Annotated in this window: 15 protein-coding genes; 3 read left to right on the top strand and 12 right to left on the bottom strand. The window is 41.7% G+C overall.

Features of this window, described 5'->3' with window-relative positions; genetic code table 11:
* Positions 1–9: 9 nt before the first annotated feature.
* A complete protein-coding gene (locus AC4E92_RS09690; protein WP_490240394.1) occupies positions 10–399 on the top strand; it encodes a secondary thiamine-phosphate synthase enzyme YjbQ in 390 nt (129 codons plus the stop codon).
* Between the two features lie 3 nt (positions 400–402).
* Here AC4E92_RS09690 and AC4E92_RS09685 read toward each other — a convergent pair whose 3' ends face one another.
* From AC4E92_RS09685 to AC4E92_RS09635, 11 genes are all read right to left on the bottom strand, one after another.
* Positions 403–1,911: a YifB family Mg chelatase-like AAA ATPase gene (locus AC4E92_RS09685; RefSeq protein ID WP_490240393.1), complete on the bottom strand. Its 1,509-nt coding sequence runs from the start codon at positions 1,909–1,911 to the stop codon at positions 403–405.
* Between the two features lie 4 nt (positions 1,912–1,915).
* On the bottom strand, positions 1,916–2,293 hold the full coding sequence (locus AC4E92_RS09680; RefSeq protein WP_490240392.1) for a divergent PAP2 family protein: 378 nt from the start codon (positions 2,291–2,293) through the stop codon (positions 1,916–1,918).
* Positions 2,268–3,353 (bottom strand): redox-regulated ATPase YchF, encoded by a 1,086-nt coding sequence (gene ychF / locus AC4E92_RS09675; protein WP_490240391.1) that lies wholly within the window; start codon positions 3,351–3,353, stop codon positions 2,268–2,270. The genes AC4E92_RS09680 and ychF overlap by 26 nt, the downstream gene beginning before the upstream one ends.
* Positions 3,350–3,646 (bottom strand): DUF1844 domain-containing protein, encoded by a 297-nt coding sequence (locus AC4E92_RS09670; RefSeq protein ID WP_490240390.1) that lies wholly within the window; start codon positions 3,644–3,646, stop codon positions 3,350–3,352. Before AC4E92_RS09670 ends, ychF begins: the two co-directional genes overlap by 4 nt.
* Positions 3,643–4,191 carry a macro domain-containing protein gene (locus AC4E92_RS09665; RefSeq protein WP_490240389.1) on the bottom strand — a complete coding sequence of 183 codons (549 nt, stop codon included), beginning with the start codon at positions 4,189–4,191 and terminating at the stop codon, positions 3,643–3,645. The genes AC4E92_RS09670 and AC4E92_RS09665 overlap by 4 nt, the downstream gene beginning before the upstream one ends.
* Before the next feature lie 9 nt (positions 4,192–4,200).
* Complete coding sequence (locus AC4E92_RS09660; RefSeq protein ID WP_490240388.1) at positions 4,201–4,614, bottom strand: OsmC family protein; 414 nt, start codon at positions 4,612–4,614, stop codon at positions 4,201–4,203.
* A 35-nt stretch (positions 4,615–4,649) separates the two neighbouring features.
* Entirely contained in the window at positions 4,650–5,246 is a 597-nt protein-coding gene (locus AC4E92_RS09655; protein ID WP_490240387.1) for a histidine phosphatase family protein, read from the bottom strand.
* A 104-nt stretch (positions 5,247–5,350) separates the two neighbouring features.
* On the bottom strand, positions 5,351–6,193 hold the full coding sequence (locus tag AC4E92_RS09650) for a carbohydrate ABC transporter permease (RefSeq protein WP_490240386.1): 843 nt from the start codon (positions 6,191–6,193) through the stop codon (positions 5,351–5,353).
* Positions 6,190–7,077, bottom strand: coding sequence for a carbohydrate ABC transporter permease (locus tag AC4E92_RS09645; protein ID WP_490240385.1), 888 nt, complete (start codon positions 7,075–7,077; stop codon positions 6,190–6,192). Before AC4E92_RS09645 ends, AC4E92_RS09650 begins: the two co-directional genes overlap by 4 nt.
* Positions 7,078–7,137: 60 nt before the next feature.
* Complete coding sequence (locus AC4E92_RS09640; RefSeq protein WP_490240384.1) at positions 7,138–8,364, bottom strand: ABC transporter substrate-binding protein; 1,227 nt, start codon at positions 8,362–8,364, stop codon at positions 7,138–7,140.
* A 30-nt stretch (positions 8,365–8,394) separates the two neighbouring features.
* Complete coding sequence (locus AC4E92_RS09635) at positions 8,395–9,567, bottom strand: ROK family transcriptional regulator (protein WP_490240383.1); 1,173 nt, start codon at positions 9,565–9,567, stop codon at positions 8,395–8,397.
* Positions 9,568–9,981: 414 nt separating this feature from the next.
* Between AC4E92_RS09635 and AC4E92_RS09630 the strand changes: the two genes are divergently transcribed.
* Entirely contained in the window at positions 9,982–10,515 is a 534-nt protein-coding gene (locus tag AC4E92_RS09630; protein WP_490240382.1) for a VanZ family protein, read from the top strand.
* Here the strand turns inward: AC4E92_RS09630 and AC4E92_RS09625 are convergent.
* Entirely contained in the window at positions 10,506–11,885 is a 1,380-nt protein-coding gene (locus tag AC4E92_RS09625; protein WP_490240381.1) for an MATE family efflux transporter, read from the bottom strand. The genes AC4E92_RS09630 and AC4E92_RS09625 overlap by 10 nt on opposite strands.
* 325 nt (positions 11,886–12,210) lie before the next feature.
* On the opposite strand from AC4E92_RS09625, the gene AC4E92_RS09620 reads away from it, so the two are divergent.
* Positions 12,211–13,216, top strand: a 1,006-nt coding sequence (locus AC4E92_RS09620) for a cache domain-containing protein (protein ID WP_490240380.1), incomplete at its 3' end; no start/stop codon positions are given.

Below are 13,216 nucleotides of genomic sequence, written 5' to 3'. Positions count from 1 at the left end.
ATAAATGGAATGTGCTTTCTGGCTTGTTTTTTTGTAAATATCACCGAAGAACTTCAAAGGTGTGTTGAGGAAAGTGGAATTTATGATGGCATATTGCTGTGCAACGCAATGCACATCACCGCAAGTGTATTTATAAACGACGACGAGCCGGGGCTTCATTGGGATTTTGAAAACTGGCTGGAAAAACTCGCTCCTGAAAAACCTTATTCTCAGTACAGGCACAACGACAGTTTTGAAAACAACGCAGATGCGCATTTGAAAAGAACTATCATGGGAAGAGAGGTAGTTATCGCCATCACAAAAGGAAAACTCGACCTTGGACCGTGGGAGCAGGTATTTTATGGTGAATTCGACGGTATGAGAGATAAACGTGTTCTTGTGAAAATAATTGGAGAGTGAAATTCAATCACTGTGCTGAGTTTTGTACTGCACTGCTTCTGCAACGTGGTTGAATTTGATTTTTTCACTTTGTTCCAGATCGGCTATTGTTCTTGAAAGTCTCAGAATTTTGTCAATTGACCTTCCAGAAAGGTTGTACTTTGCAACCGCCAGTTTCAGCAGATCTTCGCTTTTTTCATCAAGCTGAATGAATGTTCTGATCAATTTTGCAGGTAACTGCGAGTTCGTCGAAAAGCCAAGGTTGCTGTACCTTCTTTGCTGAATCTGTCTTGCCGTTATAACCCTTTCTCTGATGTTCTTACTGCTTTCAGCCGCATTTTTTGCGAAATATTCTTCAAATTCCATTCTCTGAACCTGCACAACAATGTCAATTCTATCAAGAACAGGACCAGATACCTTTTTGTTGTACCTGATAATGTCGTATTCAGAACAACTACATGTTGCCTTTGGATCACCATAATTTCCACACGGACATGGATTCATCGCTGCAACGAGTGTGAATCGAGCCGGATATGTTATCGTTGCCTTTGCCCTTGCGACGGTAACTACTCCTTCTTCCAGAGGCTGTCTTAAAGCTTCTATCACATCTCTTCTGAACTCGGGAAATTCATCCAAGAAGAGTATTCCGTTGTGGGCAAGTGTTACTTCTCCTGGTTTTGCATCGTTACCGCCACCAATTATTGCGACGCTCGACGCAGTGTGATGAGGTGAGCGAAACGGTCTGAAAACTTTTTTTGAATTCACCAAACCAACTGCACTGTATATTTTGAGCACTTCTACGGCTTCCTCATCTGTGAGCGGTGGCATTATCGACACAAGTCGTCTGGCAAGCATAGTTTTACCAGCGCCTGGACTGCCTTTCATCAGAACATTGTGAGAACCAGCCGCGGCTATTTCAAGGGCTCTCTTGGCAACTGCTTGCCCCTTTACATCCGCAAAATCAAGATCGCTCTCATATTCAAACGGTGGAAATCCCTTGAAAGAGACTGCCTGAAACTCTGCAAGATGGTTTACAAACTGGGCGACTTCTTTCAAATCTTGCAAGGCATATATGTTCAATCCTTTTACCATCTGAGCTTCTTCGATGTTTTCCTTTGGAACTATGATTATACCTTCACATCTCTGTTCACTCAAAGCCAGCAAACTTGTCAGCACACCTCTGACGCCTCTGATTTTCCCTTCCAGAGAAAGCTCTCCAAAAGCAAGTACATTTGACTTTTGCAATGTACCGGCAGCCTGAAGTATCCCTATGGCTATAGGTAGATCGAGCAAAGAACCCTCTTTTTTTAAATCTGCGGGTGCTAAATTAACGATGATCCTTCCCTGAGGAAAATCAAATCCAGAATTTTTCAGCGCACTTTTGATTCTTTTTTTGCTTTCTTTCACAGCCGTGTCACCAAGTCCAACTATATCCACATCGTGAATCACGCTTTTTCTATCAATATCAACTTCAACGGTGATCGGATTGACATTCAATCCAACAACGGTAACAGATGAAAGTTTCGCCGGCATCAAATCACCACAGCGGTATTCTCGCTGGCAGTATGTGAGCAACCACAAACCCCACCCCGATTCCTGCAAAAGCCTGGGACCAGGTGTGTCCAAGATCTTCGCGAACATACGGCCTCAAATTCACCGCGTCGGCTACCACAACCATGAGCAGTGCGACGGCAATAGCTGTAACCGGTGAATCATATCCTGTGCATCTTGCCAGTGAAAAAGCAAGCCCGGACATCGCAGCCGAGTGTCCGCTTGGCATACCGCCATATTTTTTGAATGCTGAAAGTTTTCTGGATGTCAGAATCTTTATTGTCTGAGCAACGAGAAAAGATAAAACAGTCGATACAATAGCGGTATTTTTAAACAGATCAAGCATGGAATAGAAAATGTACAACGTCTCCCTCCTTGATGACGTATTCTTTTCCATGGGCTTTCACAGCTCCTGCTTCTCTTGCCTCTTTCAGTGATTGAAACTTGACCAATTCTTCAAACGGAATGACCTCTGCTTTGATAAAGCCCTTTTGAATATCCGTGTGTATCATTCCGGCTGCATCGTAAGCACTTGTCCCTTGTTTTATCACCCAGCTTCTTGCTTCGTTCTTGGTGGCTGTCAGAAAACATATCAGCGAAAGTGTTTTTTTGATTTCATTGAAAAACCGAATCTTTAACGATTCTTCAAATCCATACGCCATCAAAAAATCCCTTGCATCTTCAGCCGGCATATCTTTCACTTCGTACTCCACACCGGCATTTACCAAGATAAAGCCGGAATTTCTGTTGCGTGCAATTTCCTGGACTTTTTCATAGATGCGATTTTCCATACCCCATTCATCTACATTCGCAACGTATATGACAGGTTTTTCAGTCAGTAAAAACAAAGTATCGATGATTTTCTGTTCATTTTCATTTCTATTCATTGTCAAAGCCAGATTTCCCGCTTCAAGATGGGCTTTGAGTGCTTGAAGCAAACCAAGTTCATCCCTTGCCTGTACATCACCTGCTCTGGCTTGCTTGGATATTTTGTCCATTCTTTTTTGCACCGTTTCAAGATCTTTTAAAATCAATTCCATCTCAACTACTTCGATATCTCTCTGTGGATCTATACTGCCCATTGGATGAGATACATCGGTTATTTTAAAGCACCTTACAACGTGGAAAATCATGTCAACCTTACTTATGTGATCGAGAAACTGGTTGCCCAATCCTTCTCCCCTGCTTGCACCTTTAACAAGTCCAGCTATATCAACTATGTTGAAAAAAGGATGAACTGTCTGCTCAGAATTTTCCATGCAAGCCAATTTTGTCAATCTCTGGTCCTGTGCTATAAGAATTCCAAAGTTTGGATCAATGGTGCAGAATGGATATTTCTCCGCAGGTACGCTCTGATCTGTCAGGGCATTAAACAGCGTTGACTTGCCGCTGTTTGGCAGCCCAACAATTCCTGCTTTTTTCATTTGCTCGCCCCTTTTGATCTGTTATACTGATTTACATAATTCAACTTCAAATTCGCTACAACCGCCTCTAACTCTTTGTAGAGCTCTTGATCTGTAACTGTGAAAACCTTCAGAATGGAGTCAAGCACATCAATACCAAGCCTTGCCTCACTCAAATCCTGACGCATCTCACCGTACTCATCTTTTGTGAGTCCAAGCCTTGCCCAGCAGCGTGCGGCAATTGTATTGAAAAAAAGTACTATCAGATCCTGCATGGACAATTTTGGTATTTCTTTTTCTTCTATGGTGATCACCTCCAGTTATTGCTAAAAGTCTCAAGAAAAATATCGCTCGTCTGTTTATCTATATTACACAATCTTATAGTTTTTAAGAGTGTCGATGACGAAAGATAATCTCTGATGGCTTTCATAAAAACCAGAGCGCAATCTTTTTTGGGAAAACCGAATACACCACTGCTGATAGCAGGAATACTTATCGATTTTACCCCAAGCTCATCAGCCTTTGCCAGCACATTTCTGATGCAATTGTACAATTTCTCATGTTCGTTTCCTTCGCCCCAGACTGGACCAACCGCATGAAAAATGTACTTTGCCTTCAACTTCCCGGCACCGGTTACAGCTACATGTGAAACCGGTACTGGTCCATATTTTCTGACATATTCATCGCTTTCTTTTTGAATATCTTCTCCGCCAGCTATTACTATGGCTTTTGCAACCCCTCCTTTGTGATGTAAGTAAGAATTTGCTGCGTTTACAATGACATCGGTGTCCTGTCTGGTGATATCATCCTGAACTATCTCAACGGTGACATTCCCAATCACAAAACTTGCCAAAAGCAAAAAATCACCTCACAGATAGACAATCTCATAAGTTAGCTCTGCGGCTTTTTTGAGCATTCCAGCAACACTGCAGTACTTTTCCTGCGACAGTTGAACAGCTTTTTCAACCTGCTCTTTTCTGGGCTGATCTTTGAATTTAAATATATACTTAAGGTGTATTTTTGTGTACACTTTCGGATGCTCTTGAGACTTCTCTGCACTGACTTCCATGTTGAAAACTTCGACCTCATCCAGAACCTTCATTTTCGAGAGTATCGATACAACATCCATTCCAGTACAACCGGTCAGTGCAGCCAGAACTAATTCCATGGGAGAAGGACCTGCACCGAGTCCACCGTTTTCTTTTTTGCCATCCATCAAAATTTGCCTGTCTGAATCTGTGCGGGAAAGAAAGCACATTTTGCCAAGCCATTCGGTTTTCAAATAAATCACCTCCAGATTTTATGATACAACATTATTCACATTTCAAGGTGACACATATCGTTCAGATAGAGCAACCTTGGTCTATCTGTGATCTCAATAGCAGTTATTGAAGCATTTTCAAGCCTGAAAGATTTATGCAAAGGTATGGGAAGCTGTAAAACCCAGCAAACAAGCATTTTGATCGCAATCGCATGTGAAACGACTATCACATTTTCAAAACAATTTTGGGTGATCTTCTTGAATACTTCAACCATCCTTTGCTGCCCCTGTTCAAGCGACTCAACTCCCTGAATTTGAGCTCTGGGATTTGTGGACCATTCGTTGTAAAAGTTTGCGAATTTCTCAAGAGTCTCTTTCATCGTCAAACCATTCCAGAGTGATATCTCACATTCGCGCAACAAAGGATCCTGTACAGGTGAAATTGAAAACTTTTCTGCAATTGCCTGTGCAGTCTGGTAGCTTCGCTTCAAAGGGCTTGTGTATATTGCCTGTATGGACATGCTGGAAAATCTCCGGGCAAGTTTTTCAGCCTGTTCAAATCCTTCCCGGTTCAGCGGTATATCGACATTTCCCTGCCAGATACCCATGTCATTCCAGTCTGTTTTTGCGTGTCTTACAAGATATACTCTCAAAAAAACCACCAGATATGATATTAACATTTCATCTTCAAAGCAGTGTGAAATGACTTTGAAAAAGTATTTTGAATATATACTGAATTTATCGGTCAGCAGTCAGTTTATGTTCCAGCAAGGCTGCCGGCAAGCAGTCCTCTCATGAAGAATCTTCCAAGAAAGATATAAACGAGCAATGTTGGTAAGGCGGTAATCAAAGCGCCAGCCATTTGTATATTCCATTCGACAAAATAACTTCCTGCGAGGTTGTTCAATGCAACGGTTACCGGCTGAACCGCTGGATTAGGCGCAACGATGAGACCAAAGAGAAAGTCATTCCAGATCGATGTGAACTGCCAGATCATAACCACTGCGAAGGCGGGCATGGAAACCGGCAGGATTATATTTGTATAAATTCTCACAAAACCTGCTCCGTCTATTTTCGATGCCTCGACGATATCAGTGGGTATCGTCGAATAATAGTTTCTGAATATCAACGTGGTTATCGGTATCCCATAGACACTGTGCACGAAAATCAATCCGGGGATTGAACCATACAGCTTTACTTTTTGAAGAAGCTGAACAAGCGGAATCAGAATGCTTTGATATGGGATAAACATTCCAAACAGAAGTACTGCAAATACGGTATTTGCTCCCTTGAATTTCCATTTTGTGAGAACATATCCATTCATCGATCCAAGCATCGCCGAGATCAGAGTGGCTGGTATTACAAGATAGACGCTGTTCATGAAGTTTTGCGAAAGACCCCTGAGCCCACGTGAAGGATCACCTTTCCAGGCACGCACAAAACTCTCGAATGTGATGGATTTTGGCAAATTCCACATTTCCCTCAAGCTTACCTGCTGAAAGCTTTTCAAGCCGGTGACTAAAAGGACGTATATCGGCATCATGTAAAATATCGCAAAAACAATGAGCACGATATAGAGAGCTATCCTGCCAAACTTCATCGTCTTACCTCCGTTCTGATGCTGTAAATCAGATAAGGCACTATCAGCACGGCTACAAACAAAAGCAACATCATCGCGACAGCGGCACCCTGAGAGAAGTAATTTCCCCTGAAGGTGGTATCGTACATGAACAAAGCCGGCACATCACATGAAAAACCTATACCGCTACCTGTCATCGCAAAAACCAGATCGAAGATTTTCAAAGAGATATGCCCCAGAACTATCACTGCTCCAAGTGTGATAGGTCTGAGCAATGGTATCACTATATATCGATACACCTGCATTGTATTCGCACCATCAAGCTGCGCTGCTTCATACAGTTCTACCGGGATTCCCCTTATTCCAGCCAGGTACATTGCCATCACATAACCAGACATTTGCCATACGGCTGCTATTACCACCGCTTTTATACCTATATTTGGATCTGTGTACCAGCCGCTTTTCAAAAAAGACAGTCCAATTTTCTCAAACAGCAGATTTATACCAACGCTTTCCCCACCGGGACCAGGATTGAGTATCCATCTCCAGACAACACCGGTGACCACAAAAGACACCGCCATGGGAAACAGGTAAATTGTTCTGAGCAAGCCCTCAAAACGCACCTTTCTGTCCAAAAGTATCGCTAATAGCAGTCCTATGGTTATACTCGCCACCAGAAACAGTGCCGTGAACACAGCGGTGTTTTTCAAAGAAATCGTGAATCTGTAATTTTCAAACAGTCGCGCATAATTTTTCAAGCCAACGAAAGTGAAATCAGGAAAGATATCCTTCCAGTTCACCAATGAGACCCATGAGGTCCATCCTATGAAAAAATAGACGAATATACCTATTAAGATAATCGACGGAAGAATGAACAAAATAGATGCCAACCTGTCTTTTTTCATTTATTTAGACCCTCCATTTGAAAAAAGGGGAAGGCGAAAGGACCTTCCCCTTTTTGAGTCTTATTGTGCCACACCCTGTCCTATTGCGATATTCACCAGAGCTTTTTGTGTAACTTTCACATCCGGTCTTGCGACAAACAAAGATATCACATCTTTGAACTCAGTTACCCAGCCTTCAGAAGCCGCTGCACCATGCATGACACTCGGAACGATTTCATGTGTTAGCCAGTCGTCCATAGCAGATCTCTGATACTCCGGGAACAGATTTTTGTCGACATCTGTTCTTGCCGGTATAGAACCTTTCTTGATATTGAACGCTACCTGTCCTTCTTTCGAACCGAGTACTTTCAAAAATGCAATGACAGTTTCCCTGTTCTTCGCACCTTTTGGCAGTCCAAAGCTGTCGGACAGAGCATCGAAAATTCCAGCATTGCCGGGTGCCAGAGTCCAGCCGAAATCTTTGAAATTCTTTGCATAGAAATATCCAACTGCCCAGTCTCCCATGATGTTCATTGCGGCTTTACCTTCGACAATGAGAGCACAGGCTTCATCCCATGTGCGCGCTGCATGGTCTGGATTAACGTATGTGAGCATTTTGGCGAATGTTTCAAGTGCATCTGTTACTCGAGGATCAGACCATTTTGTTTTGCCATTCCACAGTCCTTTGTATCCTTCCGCACCGAGTTTTCCAATGAGAACTGTTTCAAATGCATGAGCCGCTTCCCAGCCGTCTTTTGTTCCAAGTGCAAGTGGTATGATTCCATGTGATTTGAGAGTATCTGCCACTTTGAAAAATTCATCAAAGGTTGTTGGTGGTTTCAAACCGTACTTGTCGAAAATCGCTTTGTTGTACCACAGCACATTTGCCCTGTGAATATTGACCGGGACTGACCACATCTCGCCGTTGTATGAAACAATGTCAAGAATACCTTTTGGCATAGCCTTGTCCCAGCCTTCTGCTTTGTAAAGGAAAGTGATGGGTTCCATGAATCCTGTTTTCACCCATGTGTCGATGAGTTCATGCCCGGCATGCACCTGAAATGTGTCTGGTGGATCTCCCCCGAGCATTCTGGTTTTCAACACCGCTTTTGCCTGAGCACCCGCACCACCGGCAACAGTTGCGTTGATGATTTCCACACCGGGGTTTGCTTTGCTGAAGATGTTGAACAGTTCCTGTAATCCTTCTGCCTCTCCTCCGGCAGTCCACCAGCTGAAGATCTCAATCTTTGCTGCGAATGAAACCACGGCAAGAGCCATTGCAAAGAGCAGTACTAACCTGCGCCACATACAAACACCTCCCCTTGAGAGTTAAATATTTTATCCTGTGAGGTTTGAATCCTCAAGGACTCTGTTTATTGCCGCAACATTGCATCCAGGAAGAGATGGAGAAACGTTCTTAAAGATCGTATCTCTGAATGTCATACCATTTAGAAAACCATAATCGTCGATCTTTTTGAGTTCTTTCTCAATAAACGGTCCAAAATTCTCCCACAGGTTGTTCACCGAACCACCAAAAACTATTATCTGTGGATTGATCAGATATCCAATATTTCTCAACACAAGGACCAGATTTCTCAGAAAATCATCGATCAACTGCTGAGCGATTTTGTCTGTGCCAAGCCAGGCTTTAACGACACAGTCAAATCTTTCTTTGAGATTACCTTCAAGTGTTTTGCCTTTGAGTTTTTCAAATTTTTCAACTAATTTCGAAATAGACAGAAGTGCTTCAACCTCAACGATTCCATCTTTCATATCCAAGACCGTGTGCCCAATTTCCCCGGCGGCGAAATTCATACCCCTGACAATTTTTCCGTTTATCAAAAGCGCTCCTCCAACACCCTCGCCAAGATAAAGGAAAAAAGCGTTGTTCGAATCTTTTATGTCATTGGAGAAAAACGATTCTGCAAGCAGTGAAAGATTTGAATCGTTATCCACGATGATCTCAAAGGTCTTTTTGCCGAACTGTTCTTTAAAATCTACGTCGTGCCATTTGAGATTAGGTGCGTAGAGCAGCTTACTTTTCTGGCTGTCAACAATCCCCGGCACCGAGAAGACTATTCTGTTTTTTCTCTTCTTTCCCAAAAGACGATTCAAGGTTTTTTCTGATAAAAATTCATTGATTCGGTATGTGAACTCTTCAAAGCTGGTTGTTGGGAAATTCTCAAGAATCTCCCAGCTTCCATCCAAAAATCCCAGTGCAACTGTTGTTTGAAGAACCTGAACATCGACTATGAGGCACGTCATGTAATTTCTCGTAACACCATAGATGGCAGCCTTTTTGGTGCTGGTCTTCATGAAATACTCCTTCTGTTCTATAAATCCCTGTTCAACCAGCTCTTCGATAATTCTCCAGACAGCACTGTTCGCAAGTCCCGTTTTGGCAACAAGCTCCGTTCTACTGCTTGGTCCATGCTCAACAAGGTATCTCAAGATGAGCTGCTTGTTCATCTTTTTCATGGATTTTGGATCGACCTTTTTTGCCGTTTTCACCCCGTCACTCCTCTTATGGTTGATATTTCTTTCTTGAAAAGATTCTGTTGGTTATATTAGATCAGGTTTAACAAATTTGTTCAATCATGATAATTAAAGCTCATAACTGTTTTTAGACTGCATTCACAGAAATTTCCCAGATTATATCTGTTTATCTGATTATTTCTGCTTTTTTCTACGTTTTTCTCTGGTTATCGACCTGAAATGATGCATTTACTATGATCTACACGGTTTTCAGAAGCTAAAGGCGTATGATTTTGGTTGCAATACCATCTGGTCGTTATTCCATGCACGCTCTATGATGTTAAGAACTATCAATCTTTCACAGAAAGATAAAATTATCATGGCTTGAACAGCCACACGTCTGATATAATCCTCACAGAACATTCATCTTTTTTCTATGGGAGTGAGAGTTTGAAAAGGATCTGGTTGATTTTTTTCATTGCATTCGTCCTGTGGATTGGGTTGATATTTTACTTTTCCACCAGACTTCCAGATGAATCATCAAAGCAGGCAAATTTCGCATACAACTTGCTCAAAAAGTTGGATAAAACTTTCGATTTTTCAGACACGCAGTTATTCATCAAGCTGAGAACGACATTGAACAGGTTCTGGTTTGGTGATCGCAGGGCATCGACTATTGAATTTATCAGAAAAAGTGCTCACTTTGGGCTGTATTTATTTCTTGGATCACTTTGTTTCTTGTTCGGTTTGTTCTACACGCAAAAATTCTTTGCAGCCATTTTACTCGGCTTGTCGCTTCCTTCGCTGATTGCTTCTCTTGATGAGTACAGTCAGCAATATTTCAACAGAGGTTCTTCATTGAACGATGTGATTATAGACATCAGTGGAGCAACTTTTGGTGTGATATTGACTTTTCTTGTCAGTCTGATTGTGATGCTCATTGTGAAAATCATTCATCACAAAGATGCACAAAATCAGAATTGAGTTTGTTCAAAATGGATTTTCAACCTGTTGATTACGATTCGACTCCATGTGAATGCAACAACTGCATTGGTCAGATTACCTATCACGATTCCCCACCACACACCGCTCAGACCTATCTGAAAAACATTCACAAAAAGCCAGCAGAAGAAAACCTGCATTATTATTGTCCTGAAAATGGTTATGACAAGGCTCTTTGTGCCCTGACCGATTCCCTGAAACATGGCAGAGGTAAACATGCCAAAGGGTGTACCGGGAAGAAACAAACTGAGTATCATCAACGCTTTTACAAGGTCTGGAAAAATGACCTTTCCCTTTTCTGAGTAAGTGAAAATGAATGCTATCTGTTTGGAGAACAAAAGTATTGTTATCATGATACAAATTCCAAGGATAAAGCCGAATTTTATCGCAAAAAGATGTGCTGTTTCAAGTTTTCTGGCATTTCTTGCTCCAAATGCGGCACCCACGACAGATGTCACGGCTGTCGAAGCGCCTATCATCGGAATCGTTCCCAGATTTATTACACGCCAGGCACTTGTGAAAACTGCAACTCCAAATTGCCCGCCGGCTTTTGTTGCAAAACTGTTCAGCACGAAAATAGCTACGGACATGGATATCTGAGCAAATGACGCCGGAACACCTATTTTCAATATATCCCCAAGTGCAGAAAAATCCATTCTCAAATCAGACAGGTCGATTGAAAGATATGTGTTCTTCTTGATGAAAAACCAGTAAAATATGAGAAAACATCCAACCGCAGCCGAAATAACGGTAGCATAAGCTGCGCCTTTAACACTGAGTTTAAAGACGTATATAAACACAGGATCGAGGAATATGTTCAGGATAGATCCTATAGATATCGCATACATGGCTTTTTTTGCATCGCCTTCACCTCGAAGAATCGCATTTCCCACGTTGCTGAACATGAAGACTATTATGAAGTACAGTATGCTGTTTGAATAATCCAGGGAAAGTTTTAGTACTTCGTCCCTTGCACCCATCAACCTGAGCAGTGGTCCTATGGACAAAAGCGATGCAATCGTCAGCAGGATACTCAGAATTATGACCAGATAGATTGCGGTTTTGGCAGTCTCATCTGCTGCTTTTTTATCACCCCGACCGATTTTTTGAGAGATAACGGCGTTCACACCTATGCCTATGCCGGCGGCAAAAGAGATTATTATCATAAAAATTGGGAAAAACATTCCTATAGCTGCCAGCGCTTGTGGACCAAGACCCGCAACCCATACTCCATCGGCAAGGTTGTACAGTGTTTGAACAAACATCGCAACCATCATTGGAATAGCAAGCTTTATCACAGCTTTCTTTGGATCTCCAAGCAACATTTCAACACCTTTTGTGGCTCTATCCATTCAATCACCCCATAAAAATTCGTACTGAAAACTATTTTAACATGTCTACGTAAAACCATCAGCTTTCACAATCTTGAAAAAACAGGTGTTTTAAAAGTCTTTCTTGGTTTGAAACAAGCTTCACAGGTCAGTTATGTAACATCGTTCAGCTGGTTTTTGAAAGTGCAATATTGATTTATTGATCGAGTTAGCCTGTGCTTTTATCCTGTGTCAATTTTGACAATTTGCGGTAATTTGATACAATAATGTTGAGTGTATATTTCTAAATAAAATGAGTAAACTGTTTTTTTCACCCTTGTCTGAATATCAAAAAGGAGGGGAGAACATGAAAAGCCTCAGAGGAAAGATGCTTCTGACCATTCTAGTGCCGGTCGCGGCAATACTCACAGTTGCAGCAGTGATCACATATTTTCAGTTGACTAAAATTACCACAGGCATCATCGAAAACTCCACTCAAAAACTGGTTGGCAAATCTGGTGAAGTGATAAGTAATTGGATCGAAGGCATTGCAAGAGAAGTAAAATTATCTGCACAACGCAATGTAGTGATAAACGCGCTTAAAACCGGTGAGTGGAAAGAGTTAATGGAAAAAGACCTCAAACCAAAAGCTGACGAAAGACCTGAAATTAATATGTTCCTTATAGCTTACCCGGATGGCAATGCACCAAATACACTTGGAAATGTTTCACAGGTTTCTGACAGGAGTTATTTCACAGCGATTATGAAACAAAACAAAGACATAGCGATAAGTGAAGGACTGGTTTCGAAAACCACCGGTAAAAATATCTTTGTTATAGCAGCGGCGGTTAAAGATGAAAACAACAAAACCATAGGCTTGTTTGGTGCAGCAGTACTTCTTGACACAATAAGCCATGTTGTCGAAGGAGCACGCCTGACAAAAAACACAATAGGCTTGGTATGCGATTCAACTGGAATGGTAATTGCAGACACTTCTGAAGAGTATTTGATGAAACTCAACATAAACGAAGCTTCCAAAGTTGGTTTTGTAGAACTTGAAAAAAACGCTTCAAAGATTCTTTCACAAGAAATTGGTCAGTTCAAAATGAAGATGAAAGACGGACTTTATTATGTTTTCTACGCACCGATTGAGTTTGTAAAAGGCTGGTCTGTGATGCTGATGGTACCGGAAAAAGAGATGCTTGCTCAAGCAAACAGATTAACTGTGATGATCATCAGTATAATCATCGTAATTATAGTTATAGCTTCTGTGGTTGTGTTTTTCATGAGTTCTTCCATTGCAAAACCCATCAAAGTTCTTGCGGCGAAAGCTGTGGAGTTTGGTAAAGGCGATCTCACTGTGAAATTTGAAG

Source organism: Pseudothermotoga sp. (assembly GCF_031962025.1).
In the GTDB taxonomy this organism is placed as follows: domain Bacteria; phylum Thermotogota; class Thermotogae; order Thermotogales; family DSM-5069; genus Pseudothermotoga_B.
The sequence above is the reverse complement of the archived record's forward strand: the minus strand, read 5'-3'. Positions and strand labels throughout refer to the sequence as shown.

Coding starts and splice junctions, on each gene's coding strand:
- AC4E92_RS09690 (WP_490240394.1), top strand. CDS start 10: ATGTGCTTTCTGGCTTGTTTTTTTGTAAATATCACCGAAGAACTTCAA.
- AC4E92_RS09685 (WP_490240393.1), bottom strand. CDS start 1,911: ATGCCGGCGAAACTTTCATCTGTTACCGTTGTTGGATTGAATGTCAAT.
- ychF (WP_490240391.1), bottom strand. CDS start 3,353: ATGAAAAAAGCAGGAATTGTTGGGCTGCCAAACAGCGGCAAGTCAACG.
- AC4E92_RS09650 (WP_490240386.1), bottom strand. CDS start 6,193: ATGAAGTTTGGCAGGATAGCTCTCTATATCGTGCTCATTGTTTTTGCG.
- AC4E92_RS09645 (WP_490240385.1), bottom strand. CDS start 7,077: ATGAAAAAAGACAGGTTGGCATCTATTTTGTTCATTCTTCCGTCGATT.
- AC4E92_RS09640 (WP_490240384.1), bottom strand. CDS start 8,364: ATGTGGCGCAGGTTAGTACTGCTCTTTGCAATGGCTCTTGCCGTGGTT.
- AC4E92_RS09625 (WP_490240381.1), bottom strand. CDS start 11,885: ATGGATAGAGCCACAAAAGGTGTTGAAATGTTGCTTGGAGATCCAAAG.